18 protein-coding genes are annotated in these 19,294 nt (G+C 63.0%); 4 read left to right on the top strand and 14 right to left on the bottom strand.

Going from position 1 to position 19,294, the window contains the following annotated elements:
• Positions 1-366 precede the first annotated feature (366 nt).
• From AWB78_RS01610 to AWB78_RS01585, 6 genes are all read right to left on the bottom strand, one after another.
• Complete coding sequence (locus tag AWB78_RS01610; RefSeq protein WP_062601586.1) at positions 367-1,338, bottom strand: branched-chain amino acid ABC transporter permease; 972 nt, start codon at positions 1,336-1,338, stop codon at positions 367-369.
• Complete coding sequence (locus tag AWB78_RS01605; RefSeq protein WP_062601585.1) at positions 1,338-2,222, bottom strand: branched-chain amino acid ABC transporter permease; 885 nt, start codon at positions 2,220-2,222, stop codon at positions 1,338-1,340. Before AWB78_RS01605 ends, AWB78_RS01610 begins: the two co-directional genes overlap by 1 nt.
• A gap of 105 nt (positions 2,223-2,327) precedes the next feature.
• The gene (locus AWB78_RS01600) at positions 2,328-3,548 is read right to left on the bottom strand and encodes an ABC transporter substrate-binding protein (protein ID WP_062601584.1); all 1,221 of its coding nucleotides are present in this window, start codon (positions 3,546-3,548) and stop codon (positions 2,328-2,330) included.
• Between the two features lie 75 nt (positions 3,549-3,623).
• A complete protein-coding gene (locus tag AWB78_RS01595; protein WP_062601583.1) occupies positions 3,624-4,385 on the bottom strand; it encodes an ABC transporter ATP-binding protein in 762 nt (253 codons plus the stop codon).
• On the bottom strand, positions 4,382-5,161 hold the full coding sequence (locus AWB78_RS01590; protein ID WP_008352429.1) for an ABC transporter ATP-binding protein: 780 nt from the start codon (positions 5,159-5,161) through the stop codon (positions 4,382-4,384). Before AWB78_RS01590 ends, AWB78_RS01595 begins: the two co-directional genes overlap by 4 nt.
• A 369-nt stretch (positions 5,162-5,530) precedes the next feature.
• The gene (locus AWB78_RS01585) at positions 5,531-7,207 is read right to left on the bottom strand and encodes a GMC family oxidoreductase (protein ID WP_062601582.1); all 1,677 of its coding nucleotides are present in this window, start codon (positions 7,205-7,207) and stop codon (positions 5,531-5,533) included.
• Between the two features lie 133 nt (positions 7,208-7,340).
• Between AWB78_RS01585 and AWB78_RS01580 the strand changes: the two genes are divergently transcribed.
• The gene (locus AWB78_RS01580; protein ID WP_062601581.1) at positions 7,341-8,243 is read left to right on the top strand and encodes a LysR family transcriptional regulator; all 903 of its coding nucleotides are present in this window, start codon (positions 7,341-7,343) and stop codon (positions 8,241-8,243) included.
• 108 nt (positions 8,244-8,351) lie between these two features.
• Positions 8,352-8,882, top strand: a complete 531-nt coding sequence (locus AWB78_RS01575; protein ID WP_062601580.1) for a class IV adenylate cyclase — start codon at positions 8,352-8,354, stop codon at positions 8,880-8,882.
• Here the strand turns inward: AWB78_RS01575 and AWB78_RS01570 are convergent.
• Complete coding sequence (locus tag AWB78_RS01570; RefSeq protein WP_062601579.1) at positions 8,840-9,343, bottom strand: Lrp/AsnC family transcriptional regulator; 504 nt, start codon at positions 9,341-9,343, stop codon at positions 8,840-8,842. The two genes, AWB78_RS01575 and AWB78_RS01570, sit on opposite strands and share 43 nt — an antisense overlap.
• Before the next feature lie 249 nt (positions 9,344-9,592).
• Positions 9,593-9,823: a DUF3717 domain-containing protein gene (locus tag AWB78_RS01565; RefSeq protein WP_062601578.1), complete on the bottom strand. Its 231-nt coding sequence runs from the start codon at positions 9,821-9,823 to the stop codon at positions 9,593-9,595.
• A gap of 171 nt (positions 9,824-9,994) precedes the next feature.
• Here AWB78_RS01565 and AWB78_RS01560 point away from each other — a divergent pair, with 171 nt between their 5' ends.
• Positions 9,995-10,681, top strand: a complete 687-nt coding sequence (locus AWB78_RS01560; RefSeq protein WP_014192702.1) for a response regulator transcription factor — start codon at positions 9,995-9,997, stop codon at positions 10,679-10,681.
• An 80-nt stretch (positions 10,682-10,761) separates the two neighbouring features.
• Positions 10,762-12,216, top strand: a complete 1,455-nt coding sequence (locus tag AWB78_RS01555) for a sensor histidine kinase (RefSeq protein WP_062601766.1) — start codon at positions 10,762-10,764, stop codon at positions 12,214-12,216.
• Positions 12,217-12,271: 55 nt separating this feature from the next.
• Here AWB78_RS01555 and AWB78_RS01550 read toward each other — a convergent pair whose 3' ends face one another.
• From AWB78_RS01550 to AWB78_RS01525, 6 genes are all read right to left on the bottom strand, one after another.
• Entirely contained in the window at positions 12,272-12,736 is a 465-nt protein-coding gene (locus tag AWB78_RS01550; RefSeq protein ID WP_062601577.1) for an SET domain-containing protein, read from the bottom strand.
• Between the two features lie 180 nt (positions 12,737-12,916).
• Positions 12,917-14,029, bottom strand: a complete 1,113-nt coding sequence (locus AWB78_RS01545) for an NADH:flavin oxidoreductase/NADH oxidase (protein WP_062601576.1) — start codon at positions 14,027-14,029, stop codon at positions 12,917-12,919.
• 119 nt (positions 14,030-14,148) lie between these two features.
• Positions 14,149-14,871, bottom strand: coding sequence for a glutamine amidotransferase (locus AWB78_RS01540; RefSeq protein WP_062601575.1), 723 nt, complete (start codon positions 14,869-14,871; stop codon positions 14,149-14,151).
• A 154-nt stretch (positions 14,872-15,025) separates the two neighbouring features.
• On the bottom strand, positions 15,026-15,670 hold the full coding sequence (locus AWB78_RS01535; protein ID WP_062601574.1) for a MarR family winged helix-turn-helix transcriptional regulator: 645 nt from the start codon (positions 15,668-15,670) through the stop codon (positions 15,026-15,028).
• Positions 15,671-16,397: 727 nt separating this feature from the next.
• On the bottom strand, positions 16,398-17,510 hold the full coding sequence (locus tag AWB78_RS01530) for a YbdK family carboxylate-amine ligase (protein WP_062601573.1): 1,113 nt from the start codon (positions 17,508-17,510) through the stop codon (positions 16,398-16,400).
• A 42-nt stretch (positions 17,511-17,552) separates the two neighbouring features.
• Positions 17,553-18,755, bottom strand: a complete 1,203-nt coding sequence (locus tag AWB78_RS01525) for a cation:proton antiporter (RefSeq protein WP_062601572.1) — start codon at positions 18,753-18,755, stop codon at positions 17,553-17,555.
• Positions 18,756-19,294 lie beyond the last annotated feature (539 nt).

Here is a 19,294-nt window from a genome sequence, read left to right as displayed (position 1 = left end):
CGCTTCAGCGTTGTTTTTCAATGCCTTGGCAACGTCGCCGTGCGAGTCGCGAAACCCTCGGGAAAACCCCGCTTAAAATGCCGCGCGGGATTTATTCGTATTATCGACGGGCAAATAAAAAAGCGCTGTTGGACTCATCCAACAGCGCTTTTCGGTCGGGCACTTCGTGCCTCATGTCTCCTCGTTCTCCACCTCAAAAAATCTGGGTGCAACAGAACTAGGACGCATGTTAAAGAATGCAACACTGTGCGACAACCTAGCATTTACCCTAGTGGTGCAGAAAAGCACTTCAACGGGGCGTATTTCTTGCAATACAGCGCGCATCTCGCAATTGCCCGATTCGTTCGTATTTCAAACTAAATCGCTTTAGCTCTGCAGCGGACGAACCCGGGCGACGATCTCCCCGACGATCCCGCGGCGGAAAGCCAGCACGCACGCGATGAAGATGAGCCCGGTCACGATCGTCACCGATTCGCCGAGCGAGTTGAACCACGACACGCCGGTGAGCCGGGCGATGCCGCTGCCGATATCGCCGAGCCGGTCTTCCAGCGCGACGATGATCGCGGCGCCGAGCAGCGGCCCGAACATCGTGCTCATGCCGCCGACGAGCGTCATCAGGACGACGAGGCCGGACATGGTCCAATAGGCGTCGCCGAGCGTTTCGAAGCCGAGCACGACCGTCTTGAGCGAACCCGCGAAACCCGCGAGACCCGCCGACAGCACGAACGCGAGCAGCTTGTAGCGCGACGTGTCGTAGCCGAGCGAGATCGCGCGCGGCTCGTTCTCCTTGATCGCGATCAGCACCTGCCCGAACGGCGAGTGCACGATGCGGACGATCAGCGCGAACGCGAGCAGCATCACGACGAGCACGACGTAATAGAGCGTGATGTCGCTGCCCAGATCGACGACGTTGAAGAGCTTGCCGCGCGGCACGCCTTGCAGACCGTCCTCGCCATGCGTGAAGGGCGCCTGCAGGAACACGAAGTACACCATCTGCGCGAGCGCGAGCGTGACCATCGCGAAGTAGATGCCCTGGCGCCGGATCGCGAGCAGCCCGGCGACGAGGCCGAGCAGCGTCGCGGCCGCCGTGCCCGCGATCACGCCGAGCTCCGGCGTGAAGTTGAGCGTCTGAATGGCGTAGCCGGTGATGTAGCCCGCGGTGGAAAGGAACATCGCGTGCCCGAACGACAGCAGCCCCGTATAGCCGATCAGCAGGTTGAACGCCGCCGCGAAGAGCGCGAAGCACAGCACCTTCATCATGAACACCGGATACACGCCGACGAACGGCGCCGCGATCAGCCCGATCAGCAACAGCGTGTAGAGCGCTTTTCTCTGCATCATTTTTCCTTGCCGAAGAGTCCTGCCGGGCGAATCATCAATACGATCGCCATGATGACGAAGACGACCGTCGCGGACGCTTCCGGATAGAACACGCGCGTGAAGCCTTCGATCACACCGAGCAGAAGGCCCGTGAGAATCGAACCCATGATCGAGCCCATGCCGCCGATCACGACGACCGCGAACACGGTGATGATCATCGACTGGCCCATCAGCGGCGACACCTGGATTACGGGGGCCGCGAGCACGCCCGCGAACGCCGCGAGCGCGACGCCGAAGCCGTAGGTGAGCGTGATCATCATCGGCACGTTGATGCCGAAGGCCTCGACGAGCTTCGGGTTCTCCGTGCCCGCGCGCAGATAGGCGCCGATGCGCGTCTTCTCGATCACGAACCACGTCGCGAAACACACGACGAGCGACGCGACGACCACCCATGCACGATAGTTCGGCAGGAACATGAAGCCGAGATTGGTCGCGCCGGTGAGCAGCGAAGGCACGTCGTACGGCTGGCCCGACGATCCATAGATGGAGCGGAACACGCCTTCGATCACGAGCGTGAGGCCGAAGGTGAGCAAGAGCCCGTAGAGATGATCGAGCTTGTAGAGCCAGCGCAGCATCGAGCGCTCGACGATCACGCCGAACAGCCCGACGACGATCGGCGCGAGCACGAGCATCGCCCAATAGGGCACGCTGAGATACGAGTAGCCCATCCACGCGAGCATCGCGCCCAGCATGAAGAGCGCGCCGTGCGCGAAATTGATGACGTTGAGCAGGCCGAAGATCACCGCGAGCCCGAGGCTCAGGATCGCGTAGAACGAGCCGTTCACCAGCCCGAGCAGCAGCTGGCTCATCATTGCGGCGAGGGGGATGCCGAATATTTCCATTGAACCTGCCGTCAGAAACGTGTTGACGCGGGTGCGGCGGCAAGCGGCCTTCTTCGGCCGCCGCCGCGCGAACGCGTTATTGCCCCATGAGGCACTACCGAACGCTTACTTCCAGAGCTTGCAGCGCGACTCCGCCTTCGTGCCGAACGCCTGATCGCCCGGAATCGTCGCGGTGATCTTGTAGTAGTCCCACGGCTCCTTCGATTCCGACGGCTTCTTCACTTCCATCAGGTACATGTCGTGGATCATCGAGCCGTCTTCACGGATGTAGCCCTTCGCGTAGAAGTCGTCGATCTTCGTCTTGCGAAGCTGCGCCATCACCTTGTCGCTGTCGGTCGTGCCCGCCGCCTTCACCGCGTTCAGGTACGTCATCACGGCGGAGTAGTCGGCGGCCTGCAGGCTCGACGGCATCTTCTTCATCTTGCCGAAGTAGCGCTGCGACCACTTGCGCGTGTTCTCATCCTTGTTCCAGTACCAGCTGTCCGTCGCGACGAGGCCTTGCGTCGTCTCGAGCCCGAGGCTGTGGATATCGTTGATGAAGATGAGCAGCGCGGCGATCTTCATCGACTTGTTGATGCCGAATTCCTTCGCGGCCTTGATCGAGTTGATCGTATCGCCGCCCGCGTTCGCGAGGCCGAGCACCTGCGCCTTCGATCCCTGTGCCTGCAACAGGAACGACGAGAAGTCCGACGCCGACAGCGGATGACGCACTTCGCCGAGCACCTGGCCGCCGTTGGCCTTCACGACGTCAGCCGTGTTCTTTTCCAGCGCCTTGCCGAAAGCGTAGTCCGCCGTCAGGAAGTACCAGCTCTTGCCGCCCTGCTTCGTCACCGCGGAACCGGTGCCTTTCGCGAGCGCCATCGTGTCGTAGGCGTAGTGGACGGTGTACGGCGAGCATTGCTCGTTGGTCAGGTTGTCCGCGCCCGCGCCGATGTTGATGTACGGCGTCTTCTTCTCCGCAGCGACTTGCGCGGTGGACAACGCCGTCGCCGAGTTCGTGCCGCCGATGATCACGTTCACGCCATCGCGGTCGATCCATTCACGCGCGCGCGATGCGGCGATATCGGCCTTGTTCTGGTGGTCTGCATAGACGAGCTCGATCGGCTTGCCGTTCACCTTGCCGCCGAAATCGGCGATCGCCATGCGAATCGCTTCGAGGCCGCCCGGTCCGTCGATGTCGGCATACAGGCCCGACAGGTCCGTGACGAAACCGATCTTCACGCTGTTGCCGTCGGCGGCGGATGCACTGCTGCTCATCACCGCCACACTCGCCGCCGCAGCCGCAAAGCACAGATTAGAGAGGCGCGCGAGGGTCTTCTTTTTCATTCCAGTCTCCATGAGTTTTGATTTGTTGCGGTATTACTGGTGTTGCCCTTCTCAACCTGGCGTGCCACGCGCCGCTCAGACTCCGAGCAGTTCGTGCAGCACCGGCATCTTCGCTTCGAGTTCCCCCGCGCCGAAATGCTCGACGATGTTTCCGTGCTCCATCACGTAGAAGCGGTCCGCGAGCGGCGCCGCGAAACGAAAATTCTGTTCGACCATGACGATCGTGTAGCCGCGCGATTTCAGCATCAGGATCATGCGCGCGAGTGTCTGCACGATGACCGGCGCAAGCCCTTCCGAAATTTCATCGAGCAGAAGCAGATTGGCGCCCGTGCGCAAAATGCGCGCCACGGCCAGCATCTGCTGCTCGCCGCCCGAAAGACGCGTGCCCTGGCTCGCGCGGCGTTCCTTCAGGTTCGGGAACATCGAGTAGATTTCGTCGAGCGACATCGCCTCTTTGGCGTTGCCGATGAGCGGCGGCAACAAGAGGTTTTCCTCGCAGGACAAGCTCGAAAAAATGCCGCGCTCTTCCGGGCAATAGCCGACCCCGTAATGCGCGATCTTGTGCGTCGCGAGGCCGATGGTTTCGGTTCCCGCGACGCGAATCGATCCCGTGCGCCGACCCGTCAAACCCATGATGGCGCGCAGCGTCGTCGTACGGCCCGCGCCGTTGCGGCCGAGCAGCGTGACGACTTCACCGCGATTCACCTTGAGATCCACGCCGTGCAGGATGTGGGATTCCCCGTACCACGCCTGCAGGCCCGATAATTCCAGCGCGGGAACATTACCCGCCGCGCCGTTCGCCTCGCGCGAGCGGCGCTCTTCCACGGTCGTACTCATGCATGCGCTCCGGTGAGCGCCGCATCGGCGCTGCCCATGTAGGCTTCCATCACGAGCGGATTCTTGGACACTTCCGCGTAGCTGCCTTCGGCGAGCACTTCGCCGCGCTGAAGCACGGTGATGGTGTCGGAGATGCCCGCGATCACGTTCATGTTGTGCTCGACCATCAGGATGGTGCGGCCCGCCGACACTTTCTTGATGAGTGCCGTCACGCGATCGACGTCCTCATGGCCCATGCCTTGCGTCGGTTCGTCGAGGAGCATGAGTTCCGGTTCCATCGACAAGGTGGTCGCGATCTCGAGCGCGCGCTTGCGGCCGTACGAAAGCTCGACGGTTTTGGTGTCGGCGAAATCGGTGAGGCCGACTTGCGTGAGCAGATCCATCGCGCGATCGTTGAGCGCATCGAGCGAGCGCTCGCTACGCCAGAAATGAAACGACGTGCCCAGTTGCCGCTGCAGGCCGATACGAACGTTCTGCAACACCGTCAAATGCGGGAACACGGCGGAGATCTGAAACGAGCGGATGATGCCGCGCCGCGCGATATGCGCCGGGCGCTCGCGCGTGATATCCGTGCCATTGAAAACGATCTGGCCCGCAGTGGGTTCGAGGAACTTGGTGAGCAGGTTGAAGCAGGTGGTCTTGCCTGCGCCGTTGGGTCCGATCAGCGCGTGGATCGAACCGCGGCGAACGCGCAGGTTCACGCCATTCACGGCCGTGAAGCCCTTGAATTCCTTTGTGAGCCCTCGCGTTTCCAGAATGGTGTCGCCGAGAATCATGTCCCCTTCCATGCGAAGTGAGGCGCTGGGCAAAACCCCGTTCACCTGCGCCTTATTTTTTCTTTCCGCGAGCACCGGACGTTGTCTCCATTCCGGTACTGCTTCGCTTCGTGCATCGCTGTTGCGCCCGCACAAAGTGTGCACGCGATATGCCGAGCATCACTTGATCCGGGGCCATTGTCGCGCCAATGATGCAGCGCAATCATTGGGATTTGCACTAACTAACGAATTGCTTGGAGCCTTGAGCATGCACGCAACCGGGGCATGGAGAGTGCTTATTCTCCGTGCATATAAGCATTGCATCGCAGCGTCATGCGCGCGTCATGCACGCGTCATCCCGACATATGAAGTGCGCGCGTCACCTCTTTGTCATGCAAGCGCGGTCGCGATCACTTCCTCCGTTTCGATGCCGCGCCTGTCTTCGCGAATCATGTCGCTCGCGCGCTCGGCGATCATGAGCGTGGGCGAGTTGGTGTTGCCCGATGTGATCGTCGGCATCACCGATGCATCGACCACGCGCAGGCCCCGCACGCCGATCACGCGCAAGCGGCTATCGACGACCGCGCCGGGATCGTTGTCCGTGCCCATCCGGCATGTGCCGACAGGATGGAAGATCGTCGTGCCGACCTTGCCTGCGGCTTCGACCAGTTCTTCCTGCGTCTGGAACTGTATCCCGGGAAGAATTTCCTCGGGCGCGTATTGCGCTAATGCGGGCGCGCTGACGATGCGCCGCGTGAGGCGCAGCGAATTCGCGGCGACTTCGCGGTCGCGGTCCGTCGACAGATAGTTCGGCGCGATGAGCGGCGCCGCATGGGCATCCGGCGATTCGATATGCACGCTGCCGCGCGATGTCGGCCGCAGGTTGCACACCGATGCAGTGAACGCGTTGAACGGATGCAATGGCTCGCCGAATCGTTCGAGCGACAAGGGCTGAACGTGATATTCGACATCGGCGCGCGTGATCGACGCATCGTCGGGATTGGACTTCGCGAACGCGCCGAGCTGCGAAGGCGCCATCGACATCGGGCCGCTTCGCATCAACGCGTATTGCATGCCGATGAAAAGCTTGCCCCACCAATGCGCCGACAATGTATTGAGCGTGCGCACGCCGTTGACCTTGTAGGCCATGCGCAATTGCAAGTGGTCCTGCAGATTTTCGCCGACGCCACGCAGACTCTTCACGACATCGATGCCGAGACGCTGCAGACGCGCGCCATTGCCGATGCCCGACAACTCCAGAATCTGCGGCGAATTCACCGCGCCCGCGCTGAGAATGACCTCGCAACGTGCACGCGCGATGTAGTCGACATCGCCGCCGCGATATTCCACGCCGACGCAGCGCGTGCCTTCGAATATGAGCCTTTGTGTGTGCGCGCCGGTGATCGTCGTGAGATTGGGGCGCTTCATCGCTTCGCGCAAGAAGGCTTTCGCTGCGTTCCAGCGTATGCCGCCGCGCTGATTGACTTCGAAGTAACCGACGCCGGTGTTGTCACCGCGATTGAAGTCATCGGTCGCGGGAATGCCGCTTTGCTGCGCGGCTTGCGCGAAGGTTTCGAGAATCTTCCACTTCAGGCGCTGCTTCTCGACGCGCCATTCGCCGCCCGCGCCGTGCCATTGATTGCCGCCGCCGTGATGGTCCTCGCTGCGCATGAAGACGGGCAGCACGGAATCCCACGACCAGTTCGGATCGCCGCTGATATGCGCCCAGTCGTCGTAATCCTCGCGCTGGCCGCGCATGTAGATCATGCCGTTGATCGACGAGCATCCGCCGAGCACACGTCCGCGCGGATATGCCAGCGTGCGCCCGTTGAGGCCCGGCTCCGCTTGCGTCTTATAGAGCCAGTCCGTGCGCGGATTGCCGATGCAATACAGATAACCGACCGGAATGTGAATCCAGTGATAGTCGTCCTTGCCGCCCGCTTCGAGCAGCAGCACGTTCACGTTGGGATCTTCGGTGAGGCGATTCGCGAGCACACAGCCGGCCGTGCCCGCGCCGACGATGATGTAGTCGAATTCGCCTTCGAGCTTGCGCGCGTCCTGTTTCATCGTTGTCTCCTGTGTCGGCTCGATTGCGTCGCGGCATCGTGCTTCGTCTGATAACCCGAGCGTACTGCCGGACGCAACGCCGAATCCAATCAGATATGTTCAACAGAGATATAAGACGCGCTAATATCAGCCGATGGACTACACCCTCTTGCGCGCCTTTCTCACCGTCGCACGCGAAGGCAATCTGACGCGTGCCGCGGCGCGATTGCATCTCACGCAGCCGGCCGTCAGCTTGCAGATCAAGAACCTGCAGGAGATGCTCGGCGTCGTGCTGTTCTCGCGCACGTCGCATGGCCTGCTGCTCACGCGCGACGGCGAAGCGCTCGTGCCGCACGCCGAGCGCGCGCTCGCCGCCGCCGCCGATGTTCAACGCGCCGCTGCTGCGCTGCGTCACGAAGTGAGCGGCACACTGCGCATCGGCACCATCCTCGATCCCGAGTTTCTGCGCCTCGGCGGCTTCCTGCGGCAACTGGTGGAAACGCATCCGCGCATCGAGACGTCGTTGCGGCACGGCATGTCGGGCTGGGTGCTGGAGCGCGTGAAGGCGCGCGAGCTGGACGTCGGCTATTACATCGGCGATCCGGTCATCGACGGCACCCGCGACGGCGAGCGCTTTCACGTCGTCAGGCTCACGCCGTTCATCTATCGCGTGCTTGCGCCCGCCGGCTGGCACAACCGCGTGAACAAGGGCAAGCGCAACTGGGCGGCGCTCGCCAAACTGCCGTGGATCTGGACGCCGCCCGAGTCCGCGCACAACCGCCTTCTGTCGCGCCTCTTCCGCGACGCGGGCGCGATGCCGGTGATCGTCGCGGAAGTGGATCAGGAACCGTCGATGCTCGATCTCGTGAAATCGGGCGTCGGTCTTTCGCTCGTGCGCGATTCGATCGCGCTGGCACAAGCGCACGCGCACGCGCTGACGATCGTCGAAGGCGTCACCGTGCCGACGCAGCTTTCGTTCGTCACGCTCGCGGAGCGACGCGAGGAACCGGCGATCGCAGCGGCGCTGCGGCTTATCGACGCGCAATGGTCGGTGTAAGTGGAAATCCCGACGCCGCGCGCCGGTTCGGTCAAGCGAGCTTCATCGATTGTTTGCTAGTCTGAGCGTTCGCTGATCCATCCAACCGAGTACGTTCGAGGAGTCTTCATGGCACGCAACATCGAGATCAAGGCGCGCGCGCATCAATTCGAGCAACTGCGCGAACGCGCGGCCGCGCTCGCCGCCGACGCGCCGCTGGTGTTTCGCCAGCAGGACTTCTTCTACGACGTGCCGACCGGCCGCCTCAAGCTGCGCCAGTTCGACGACGGCACGCCGTCCGAGCTGATCTTCTATCAGCGCGACGATCGCGACGGCCCCAAAGTTTCGTACTACACGCGCAGCCCCGTCACGAATCCGGAAGCGATGCATGCGCTGCTCGCGCAGGCGCTGACCACGCGCGGCATCGTTTCGAAGGAGCGGCATGTGTACCTCGTCGGGCGCACCCGCATCCATCTGGATCGCGTGGACGGCCTCGGCGATTTCATCGAACTGGAAGTGGTGCTCGCCCAGGATGACGACGAAGCCGGCGGCGAAGAAGAAGCGCACGCGATGTTCGCCCGCCTCGGCGTCGCGCAGTCGGACCTCGTGCCGCTGGCTTACGTGGATTTGCTGAGCCCCGAGGCGTCGTCGGCGAGATGAGAAAGCGGCAGCGGGCCGTTGCGCTTGAATGTCGTCAGCACGATGTTCGAGCGCACGCTGTCGACGCCCGGCACGCGCATCAGCTTCTTCATCACGAAGCCTGAGAGCGCGTTCAGATCCGGCGCGACGATGCGCAGCAAATAATCCGCGTCGCCCACGGTGGCGTGGCATTCGAGCACTTCGGGCAGCATCTCGATCTGCTGCTGAAACTGCTCGATGACCGAATCGCCGTGATGCTTCAGTTTCAGGCTCGTGAACGCCGTCACGCCGAGACCGAGCTTCTCCGGCCGCAAGACCACCCGATACCCTTCGATGACACCCGTCGCTTCGAGCCGCTGCAGACGCCGCCCGATCTGCGACGGCGAGAGCGGCACCTGCTCGCCCAATTGCTGATGCGTGGCGCGTCCGAAGCGCTGAAGCACGTCGAGCAGGGCGAGGTCGAAATGATCGAGTTCGAGCATGAGGCGGATGTGCGCGGGAGCGGTGGTGAGTGCGACTTTATCGCATCGAAGACGCCGTGCTCACAAACCCTTTGCGCGAAAGGGCCGTTTCGCGCCTATATTACTAATTGATTACCGAAGCAAACAAGGTAACGTGTGTGTTACCAACCATGACACCGCCGAAAGGCGAGAATGGCGCGGAATTGCCGGAATCCGGAACAATTGGAAGCATTCGAACAGCGAAAAGAAAGCTTGGGTGTCAGATAACTTTCAGTCCCGAATGCCATTCTTGAAGCGCTCGTAAGCTTCCCATGCGGCGCGCGCCTCGTCGTCCAGTTGCTCGGGCGGCAGGCTTGACTGACGCTGTACAATCAGCAGCGCATAGGGCCTGGACAACGCGCTCGCCTCCTTGCAGAGGCTGAGTTCGTCGCCGCTCGAAGGGGAGCGGCCGCGCCAGTAGTTGATCGCGGCTTCGAGTTCGTTGATCGAGATGACAGCCATGTCCGGGCAGAAATACATTCGATGTACGGCCGCTCGCGGTATTCAGGAAACGGCCGCGCAACGCCGCATGAGATGTGAGTTTTAAACCGGCTCGAGCCCGCGCCGCTGCGTCGTGCATGTCACCGACCGCCCCGCCCGCCCGAGCTCAACCCATTGTACTTGAGCGACTCCATGCGAATCCTTCTGATCGAAGATGACCGCCCCATCGCGCGCGGCATTCAAAGCAGCCTCGAACAATCCGGCTTCACGGTCGACATGGTGCACGACGGCATCTTCGCCGAGCAGGCGCTCGCGCAGAATCGCCATGAACTCGTCATTCTCGATCTCGGCCTGCCGGGCATCGACGGCATGACGCTGCTCTCGCGCTTCCGCCAAAGCAACCGCCACACGCCGGTGATCATCCTCACCGCGCGCGACGAACTGCACGACCGCGTGCAAGGCCTGAACAGCGGCGCCGACGACTACATGCTGAAGCCCTTCGAGCCGCAGGAGCTCGAGGCGCGCATCCGCGCCGTCATGCGCCGCAGCGGCCCGCATGGCGATGTGCCGCGTCCGGAAGTGTCGCTCGGCGGATTGCGTCTGTCGGGCGTCGATCGCCGCATCTTCAACGACGAGCGTCCGCTCGAACTCTCGCCGCGCGAATTCGCGGTGCTCGAAATGCTGCTGCTGCGCCACGGCCGCGTCGTGAGCAAGGCGCAGTTGCAGGATCATCTGACGCACTTCGGCGGCGATCTGGGCGATACCGCCATCGAAGTGTATGTGCATCGCGTGCGCAAGAAACTCGAGAACACGCGCGTGGAAATCGTGACGGTTCGCGGCTTCGGCTATCTGCTTCAGGAGATCCGGCAAGCGGCGTAATGCTTCTGCCGTAGACCGCCTTGCGATTTCCCACCCGCCGCGCGGGCGATCAACGTTTCGCCCGCGAAGACTGGCTCGATCTGGCGCGATCGAAAGCCACCGAAACGCCGGCGCCGCCGAGCCTGCGGCGCACGCTGCTGCGCCGCCTCGCCGCACCGCTTTCCCTGCTCGCGCTGATGAGCGGGCTCATGGCGTACTGGCTCGCGTGGCAATACACACAGCACGTGGTCGACCGCTCGCTCGCGGATCTCGCCACCGCCATCGGCAAGCAGATCCAGCTCGCGGGCGTCGATGCGCCCGTCACCGTGCCCCCGCTCGCGCAGGCGATGTTCTCCGATCCCGTCGAGCAGCTCATCTACCGCATCAGCACGGGCGACGAGGAAATCGCCGGCGAGCCGGAACTGCCGCTGACGGGCACGAGCGTGCGGCGCATTCACTACGCATACGTCTTCGAGACGCACTTTCAGGGCGTCTCCGTACGCGCGGCACAAGTGCGCGTGCCGCAGCCGACCGGCAATCCGATCGTCGTCGAGGTGGCGCAGCGCGTGGGCTCGCGCTATCGCATCGCGGTGGAGTTTCTGATCGCGATCATGATGCCGCTCGCGCTGCTGCTGCTCGCCGGCTGGGTGATCGTGTGGCGCGTCGTGAATCAGCAGTTGAACCCGCTCACCGATCTCGCCGACACGCTCAATCAGCAAACGCACATCTCGCTCGAGCCTGTCGATGAAACCTACGTGCCGAGCGAAATCCGTCCGCTCACGAGCGCGATGAACGGCCTGCTCGTGCGCCTGCAAACCGCGCTCGATGCGCAGCGCAAGTTCATCGCCGATGCCGCGCATCAACTGCGCACGCCGCTGACTGCGGTCAAGCTGCACGCCGAGCAGGCGCTCAGCTCGCGCGATCCCGCGAAGGCAATCGAAGCGGTGAAGGAATTGCGCGCATCGGCGGATCGCGCGGTGCGGCTGTCGAATCAGCTGCTGTCGCTGGCGCGTGCCGAGCCGGGTGAACAGGCGGCCCGCTTCTCCGATTTCGATATCGCCGCGCTCGCCTTCGAAACCGGCGCGGAATGGGTGCCGCGCGCACTCGCCGCGCACGTCGACCTGGGTTTTCAGCGCCTCGACGATCCCGAGAACCAGCATCCGATGATCGTGCGCGGCAACCTCGTGCTCGCCCGCGAAGTGCTCGCGAATCTGATCGACAACGCGCTCAAGTACATTCCGCCGTACCGCGGCGAAGGCGCGCGCATCACGATGACCGTGTCCGAGTGGCAAGACACGAAAGGCCGCCGTTTCGGCGAAGTCGTCGTGGAGGACAACGGCCCAGGCGTTCCGCCGGATCAGCAGCCGGATCTCTTCAAGCGTTTCTTCCGCGGCGATGGACAAAGCGTGGAGGGCGGCGCGGGCCTCGGCCTTGCGATCGTTCACGACATCATGGTGCTGCACGGCGGCACCGTGCATTACGAGGACGCGCCCGAAGGCGGCGCGCGCTTCATCGTGCGTATGCCGCTGAAGGAAGTGAAGCCCGCCGAGGAATGAAAAAGAGCCACTGCCGTGGCTCTTTCGAATCGAAGCGCCGCGTATGGGCGGCCTACTATTTCTTCTTCTTTTCCTTCTTCACCGCGAGCATGGTGCCCCGGCACTTCTTCGCGCCGCACCGGCACTCGTATTCCTTCTTCAGCTTTTTCGTGATGCGGCCTTCGATGACGAGCCCGTAGTCGTAGTTCAGCTCCTCATCCGCCTCGATGTCGCGCAGCGCGTGAATGAACACGCGGCCTTCGACTTCCTCCGCCTCGCAGTTCGGCGCGCACGAATGATTGATGTACTTCGCGCTGTTGCCTTCGATCTTGCCGTCGATCACGCGGCCGTCGTCGAGCGCGAAGTAGAACGTGTGGTTCGGCTCGTCGGGATTGTGCGGATGGCGGCGCAGCGCTTCCTTCCACGATATGCGCTCGCCCTTGTACTCCATCACCTGCTCGCCCGCGGCAATTCGCTTCACGGCAAACACGCCCTTGCCGTGCACGCCGGAGCGGCGAACGGTGACCCTGCGTGAACTCATCGAATGAATCCTTAAATAACGCTTCGCTCCCGCGCGCTCGGGATGAACATCGGGATGAAAAAAAACGCGGTGGCCTCGGAGGCGCCGCGTTCGCTAGGTTGAACGCATGCGCTCAACACACCGGTATCCTACACTCCCGGCGCGCGAAAGCTCAACCGCCCTGGCGGTGCTCCATACTTTTCAACGTTGCCCGATGGTGATCTCGCCGAAGAGGTTCTTCTGTTCGCGCGGCTGCGAGCGCCAGTATTGCGGCGGCGCCGTGACGGTCGCCCCGAGCTCCGCGGCAGCATGCCACGGCCAGCGCGGATCGTAGAGCATCGCGCGCGCCATCGCGACGAAATCCGCCTTGCCGCTCGCGACGATGTCCTCCGCTTCCTTCGCCTCGGTGATCAGGCCGACCGCGATCGTCGTCACGCCGGTTGCCTCCTTCACGGCCTGCGCGAACGGCACCTGATAGCCGGACGACAACGGAATCTTCTGCAACGGCGACACGCCTCCCGACGACACATCGACCCAGTCGACGCCGCGCTTCTTCAACTCCGACGCGAACGCGATCGTATCCTCGATACCCCAGCCGCCTTCGACCCAATCCGTCGCGGACACGCGCACGCCGACCGGTTTGTCGGCGGGAAACGCGGCGCGCACGGCATCGAAGATTTCGAGCGGATAACGCATGCGATTTTCGAGCGAGCCGCCGTATTCGTCGGTGCGTTGATTCGAAAGCGGCGAGAGAAACTGATGCAGCAGATAACCGTGCGCGCAATGCACTTCGATTCCGTCGATGCCGAGCCGCGCCGCACGCTTCGCCGACGCGACGAACGCTTCCTTGACGCGAATGAGGCCGGCGGCATCGAGCGCGAGCGGCGGCGTTTCTTCCGGCTTGTGAGGAATGGCGGACGGCGCGTACGTCATCCAGCCGCCATCGGCGACGGAAATGAGCTGCCCGCCTTCCCACGGCTTACGGCTCGATGCCTTGCGGCCCGCGTGCGCCAGCTGCATCGTCACGGGAATCTTCGAATACTGGCGGATGGCAGCCAGCACCGGACGCAGCGCGGCTTCGGTGACGTCGTCCCAGAGGCCGAGATCGCCCGGCGTGATGCGCCCGTCCGGCTCGACGGCCGTCGCCTCGATGAACAGCATGCCCGCGCCGGACAACGCGAGCTGGCCCAGATGGATCATGTGCCACGCCGTGGCCTCGCCGCGCTCGGCGGAGTACTGACACATCGGCGAGACGAAGATGCGATTCGGGATCTGGAGGCTGCGTAAGGTCGTGGGAGTGAACAGCGCGCTCATGAGCAAGACTCGTCGCTAGAAAAGGAGCGATCGAGAATAGCACCGCGCTTTCTATCGTGCAGGACAGCCATCGCGCCGGATCACGCGCGATGGTTCATACCATCACACGTCATCGCAAGTCAGCGTGCCTGCACGGTGAAGCGGTCGAGCCACTCGCCGAACATCGATCGGGCCGCGCGCTCGAGATTCGCGCCGTGGCGCGCGGTGTCCTCGCGCAGCGCGGCGACCGTCGTGCCGCTTCTCGCGATATCGCCCGGATAGGTGACGAGCCAGCTCTCGAAGCGCTCCACGAGCACTTCGGGATGGCATTGCAGCGCGAGCACGTGTTCGCCCCAGGTGAACGCCTGATGCGCGCACGCGTCGGTCGACGCGAGCAGCGTCGCATCCTTGGGCAGATCGAAGGTATCGCCGTGCCAGTGAAAGACGGGAACGGACGCGCCCTCGACCTCGAGATGACGCAGCGCGGACGCCCGCCCGGCATCGGTCAGCGTGAGCGGCGACCAGCCGAGCTCGAGCTTGCCCGACGAATACACCCGCGCGCCGAGCGCCCGCGCGATCAGCTGCGAGCCGAGACAGATGCCGATGGTCGGCAAGCCGGCCGCGATGCGCTTTTCGAGCATCGACAGAAGCGGCGCGAGATGAGGATAGTGCGCGTCCTCATACGCGCCGATCGGCCCGCCGAGCACGACGAGCAGGGAAGGATCGAGCGGATTCGGCGCGTCGATACGGCCGCGCCCGACGTCCAGATAGCGCACCAAATGGCCGCGATCGCCGAGCACGTGTTCGAGGCTGCCCAGATCTTCGAAATAGACGTGGCGAATCGCCAGAACTTCATGTTTCATCGGCGGCTTTCCGTAGGTCGGCTGTGCATGGCTCGGAACAAATCAGACGAGCCGCGCCTCGCGGCGAGGCGCGACGGGCACAGTCTAACCGACTCGCCGCAGCCTCACAGCGCCCGATGACGCCACATCTCGCTTACCCGGTGAGCCTGCCAGGTCAGGCGACCTGCGCGAAGACCTTCCAGCTCTTTTTCTGCGTGGCGACGTCGGCTTCTTCGTATACCGAACAGTCGAGACGCAGATCGGTGTCGGCCATGTCGATCTGCAGAAGCGCGCAGTGATGCGGCGTCTTCTTCGGATTCTTGCTGGCTTCGAAGTGCGAGCAGGACAGGCACATGCGGTGCGCCGGAATCTGCTGCTGCGACTCGAGTTGACGGATCGTCTTGAGCAGCGTGCGATAGAACGCCACCTGCTCGTCCTCGCGCAGCGTGCCGACCGCCTTCGAGAGGAAGTCCGGCCATTGCAGCGCCTTCTTCGCCGCCGTGCGGCCGCGCGCGGTCAGACGCACCGCGAGCGCGCGGCCGTCGTCGATCGCACGGCGCTTTTCGACGAGACCCTTGCCTTCGAGCGTGCTCACCGCATCGCTCGTCGTGGCGGCGGTCAGTGCCGTTTCGCGCGCGATCTCCCCGAGACGCATCGGCCCCTTGCGCTGCATCAGCAGAACGAGAATTTCACCCTGGGTCGGCGTGAGCCCCGCGCCTTCCGCCCATTCCCATGCCTGGCTGCGCATCGCGGTGCTCAGCCTCAGCAGGCCGTGGGTCACCCGCCCCGTCGCCTGCTCTCCGTAAACGCCTTCACTCATAGTCTTTCGCTTGTTGTTCCGCTTATGGTTTTGACGGCATGTTCGCGCGACCGCCGCGAACACCTCATTCGAAACGCCGCCCGCAGAAAGTACTCCGAACCCCTTGCGAACTGCACTCCGCTCTCGGTCCCCGCCGTCTCAAAATTCAGGCGTGCCAAGCCAATTGGCCATACCCGATTGGGGACATTGCAACCCTCTTCGTTATGCGCCGTCTTATGTTCCTGCTCGTGGCGCTATTCTCCTGCCGACTATAACGCTATATCAGCAGAGTCGCCATTCTAAGCGACATAGAACAAACGTACACCTTAATTATCCACGCAGAACTGTGGATAACCCGTGGAAAAACGTCTTCTTTGTATGTGGACGTATTCTTGATAACACTCGATGCCGCATCGGCGCCCTTCCGTTGTCCAGAATGTCATGCCGCGGCGCACGCACAATCCCCATGCTTATCATTGTGCTAGTGCATTGACTTTGCACCGTTTTTTGACGTTTTCCACAGAAGGGCCCGCGCCTTGCTAACTACTATTACGGATGTATACGGATTTCCTGAAGTAAACCTTAGCGTCGCCTTATCGGTTCCTCTTCAAACGTTGCCGCGAGCGCTTTATTCCCGCTGCTCGTCATGCACATGTTTCATTTGCCCCAATGAGAAAGGCCGCTTCGAAGCGAATCGAAGCGGCCTTTGATCATGACTGGCTGATCCCTGTGAGCGCCAAGCGCGGCGTTATCGGCGCCACTGGAGGCATTGCTGCCTGACCGCCTCGTGCAGGGACTTTTCTTTGTGCACTACATCGCGCAGCCAGGTCGCGTCGTTGATGCCGCGCGCGATATCCGCGACCTGCGCGAGCGCGGCCTGCGAGCCGAGCGCTTCGGCATGCGGCGCGAGCACGTCGAGCGTCGCGAGAATGTCCTCGCCGATGGTGCGCCGCTCGCCCGTCTGCGGATGGATACACGTGCCTTCCAGCCCGAAGCGGCATGCCTCGAAGCGGTTGAAGGTGTAGACGAGGTAATCGTCCTCGCGCGGCGTGAGCGGCTTGTCGAGCAGCAGATAGCGCGACAGCGTCTGGATGTAGCAGGCGATCGCCGCGGCCCTGTCGACCGAAAGCGGCGTGTCCATCACGCGAACTTCGATGGTGCCGAAGCCGGGCTTCGGCCGGATATCCCAGTAGAAGTCCTTCATGCTGTTGACGACGCCCGTGTTGACCATCTTCGAGAAGTATTCCTCGAAGCTGTCCCACGTCAGCACGAACGGCGCGCGGCCCGACAGCGGGAACGCGAATACCGAGTTCAGCCGCGCCGAGTGGAAACCCGTATCGACGCCCTGGATGTACGGCGACGATGCCGAAAGCGCGATGAAATGCGGGATGTAACGCGACATCGAATGCAGCAGGAAGAGCGCGCTGTTCGGATCGGGGCAACCGATATGCACGTGCTGGCCGAACACCGTGAACTGTTTGGCAAGGTATCCATACAGCTCGGAGATGTACTGGAAGCGCGGCGCGTCGTAGATCTGGCGATCGCTCCACTGCTGGAAAGCATGCGTGCCGCCGCCGGCGAGGCCGACGTTCAGCTGATCCGCCGCGGCGACGAGCACGTCGCGGATCCTGCGCAGATCGGTGACGGCCTGCTCGTGCGTCGTGCAGATGCCGGTCGACAGCTCGATCATGCTTTCGGTGATCTCGGGCGTGATGTTGCCCGGAATCTTTTCGTCCTTGAGGAGACGCATGAGGTCGGACGCCGCGCGGGTCAGATCGTAGTCGTGCGTGTTGACGACCTGGATCTCCAGCTCGACGCCGAACGTGAAGGGTTCGGAGTTGATGAAAGGTTCGAGTGCCATGACGCCTCTTGAATGATCAATGCTTGGGCAGGCGGGGCGCGGTCATTCGCGCCGCTCGCCCACCGCCGACAAGCTGCGGTAAACCAGGAAAGGCGCCACGATCTGCAGCACGACGATCGAGCACATGACGATCGCGCGCAGCGTCGGATCGTAGTCGGGATAAAGCACGTACATGTCGTCGACGAGCAGATACGCGAGCGCCGACATCGGTGTCAGCGCGACGCCGAGCGCCGCGCCCTGCTTCAGGTTCAGCCCGCTCGGCTTCGCGAAGATCAGGACGCCGACGAGCTTGGCGATGAAACGCGCGAAGATCAGCCCGAGCGCCGCGATGCCGCCGAGCGCGATGTCGCGCCAGTGGAACGACGTCAGCGTGAGCGCGAAAAGAATCACGGTGAGCAGCCATCCGGCCGAGCCGAAATGCGACGGCCACAGTTGCGGCCGTTCATCGGCGTTCTTCACGATGATGCCCGCGGCGAGCAGCGCGAGAATCGTCGACAGCTTGAAGATGTGCGCGATCGCGATCGCCAGCAGCACGAGCCCGAAGAGCGCGACGAACGAATGCTCGTCGTTGGCCGGCAGGCGCCGCACCAGCATGTTGCACGCGCGCGCGAGCAGGAACGCGAGCACGAGCGAGCCGATCAGCAGATAGAACGGCTGAAGGATCGTCGCGAACGCATTCCCGTAGATCTCCTGATGCAAGACGCCGGCCGCGAGCTTCTCGACGACCACCGCGTACATGCTGTTCAGCGCCGTCAGCGTCATGAGGCGCTGCGTGACCTGGCCTTCCGCGCGCAGCTCGGTCTTCAGCTGAATGACCATCGCGGGCGACGTGGCCATCGCGATGGCCGCGATCACGACCGAGGGCATCGTCGGCACGTTGAGCAGCGTCAGCGCGATCAGCACGAGGCCGAACGTCAGCGTCGACTCGGCGATGCTCGACAGGATCAGATACGGATTGCGGCGGATCCAGCGCAAATCGAGCCGGCCACCCAGTTCGAAGAGCAGCAGGCCGAGCGCGACATCGAGCAGCGGCCGCGACAGGCCGCCCGCGCTGGCGTCGATCACGCCGAGCCCCGCATTGCCGGCGATCAGCCCGATCACCGCGAAACCGGTGATGCGCGGCAGACGCCAAGCGCGCCACAGCAGCTCGCCGGCGAGTCCCGCCGTGACGAGCGCGAGCCCGGCCCACAGAATGGCGTCGGGTTCGAGCGGCCACGTGGGCAAAAATGAAAATGCCGAATTCATCGTGTTGGCTTCTCCTTCATTGCTGCTTGTTGCTGCAGGGAGTGCACGTTCCGTTGCGTGACTGGCGTCCGCGGTGCGCGCTCGCAGGCGAGGCGCATCCGCCCGGCCAGGCGAGCGTTGGTTCATTCAGGCGAAACGAAATACGAACGAACACGGCGTCACGGTCAGACCGTGCACGAATTAGACGACGCGTCCGGCCGGCAAGCGATGCGCCCTACATGCTCTCAATGTCGCACCGGAGATCCCGGATCCGTATGACACGAGGAACGCATGGGGCGCTCGCCCCGATGCCGGGCCGAACACAGTGAACGACGATGCGGCTTGGTATCAGATTCTTGGCGCGCAACCATCGTTCCATTGAAGCGGTCGCCGTCTCGACGGCGCGACGCAGGAAGAAGCGCGATTGTGCCATACCTCGGAACCCCTGACAGAAAGTCCAAACTCATGATTCTTATGAAGTAAAAGCGACCGCCGAGCCTGGACCGGAATGGAAAGGCTGACCGGTAGCCGTTTGCGCGGCGTCCGGAGTTTTGGTTCAC

It is taken from the genome of Caballeronia calidae, assembly GCF_900044055.2.
Classification (GTDB): domain Bacteria; phylum Pseudomonadota; class Gammaproteobacteria; order Burkholderiales; family Burkholderiaceae; genus Caballeronia; species Caballeronia calidae.
Note: the sequence above shows the minus strand (reverse complement) of the source record. Positions and strands in the feature narration are given on the sequence as shown.

Bases quoted from the DNA above. Each gene is read 5' to 3' on its own strand.
- AWB78_RS01610 (WP_062601586.1), bottom strand. From the start codon at position 1,338: ATGCAGAGAAAAGCGCTCTACACGCTGTTGCTGATCGGGCTGATCGCG.
- AWB78_RS01605 (WP_062601585.1), bottom strand. From the start codon at position 2,222: ATGGAAATATTCGGCATCCCCCTCGCCGCAATGATGAGCCAGCTGCTG.
- AWB78_RS01600 (WP_062601584.1), bottom strand. From the start codon at position 3,548: ATGAAAAAGAAGACCCTCGCGCGCCTCTCTAATCTGTGCTTTGCGGCT.
- AWB78_RS01595 (WP_062601583.1), bottom strand. From the start codon at position 4,385: ATGAGTACGACCGTGGAAGAGCGCCGCTCGCGCGAGGCGAACGGCGCG.
- AWB78_RS01590 (WP_008352429.1), bottom strand. From the start codon at position 5,161: ATGATTCTCGGCGACACCATTCTGGAAACGCGAGGGCTCACAAAGGAA.
- AWB78_RS01585 (WP_062601582.1), bottom strand. From the start codon at position 7,207: ATGAAACAGGACGCGCGCAAGCTCGAAGGCGAATTCGACTACATCATC.
- AWB78_RS01580 (WP_062601581.1), top strand. From the start codon at position 7,341: ATGGACTACACCCTCTTGCGCGCCTTTCTCACCGTCGCACGCGAAGGC.
- AWB78_RS01575 (WP_062601580.1), top strand. From the start codon at position 8,352: ATGGCACGCAACATCGAGATCAAGGCGCGCGCGCATCAATTCGAGCAA.
- AWB78_RS01570 (WP_062601579.1), bottom strand. From the start codon at position 9,343: ATGCTCGAACTCGATCATTTCGACCTCGCCCTGCTCGACGTGCTTCAG.
- AWB78_RS01565 (WP_062601578.1), bottom strand. From the start codon at position 9,823: ATGGCTGTCATCTCGATCAACGAACTCGAAGCCGCGATCAACTACTGG.
- AWB78_RS01560 (WP_014192702.1), top strand. From the start codon at position 9,995: ATGCGAATCCTTCTGATCGAAGATGACCGCCCCATCGCGCGCGGCATT.
- AWB78_RS01550 (WP_062601577.1), bottom strand. From the start codon at position 12,736: ATGAGTTCACGCAGGGTCACCGTTCGCCGCTCCGGCGTGCACGGCAAG.
- AWB78_RS01545 (WP_062601576.1), bottom strand. From the start codon at position 14,029: ATGAGCGCGCTGTTCACTCCCACGACCTTACGCAGCCTCCAGATCCCG.
- AWB78_RS01540 (WP_062601575.1), bottom strand. From the start codon at position 14,871: ATGAAACATGAAGTTCTGGCGATTCGCCACGTCTATTTCGAAGATCTG.
- AWB78_RS01535 (WP_062601574.1), bottom strand. From the start codon at position 15,670: ATGAGTGAAGGCGTTTACGGAGAGCAGGCGACGGGGCGGGTGACCCAC.
- AWB78_RS01530 (WP_062601573.1), bottom strand. From the start codon at position 17,510: ATGGCACTCGAACCTTTCATCAACTCCGAACCCTTCACGTTCGGCGTC.
- AWB78_RS01525 (WP_062601572.1), bottom strand. From the start codon at position 18,755: ATGAATTCGGCATTTTCATTTTTGCCCACGTGGCCGCTCGAACCCGAC.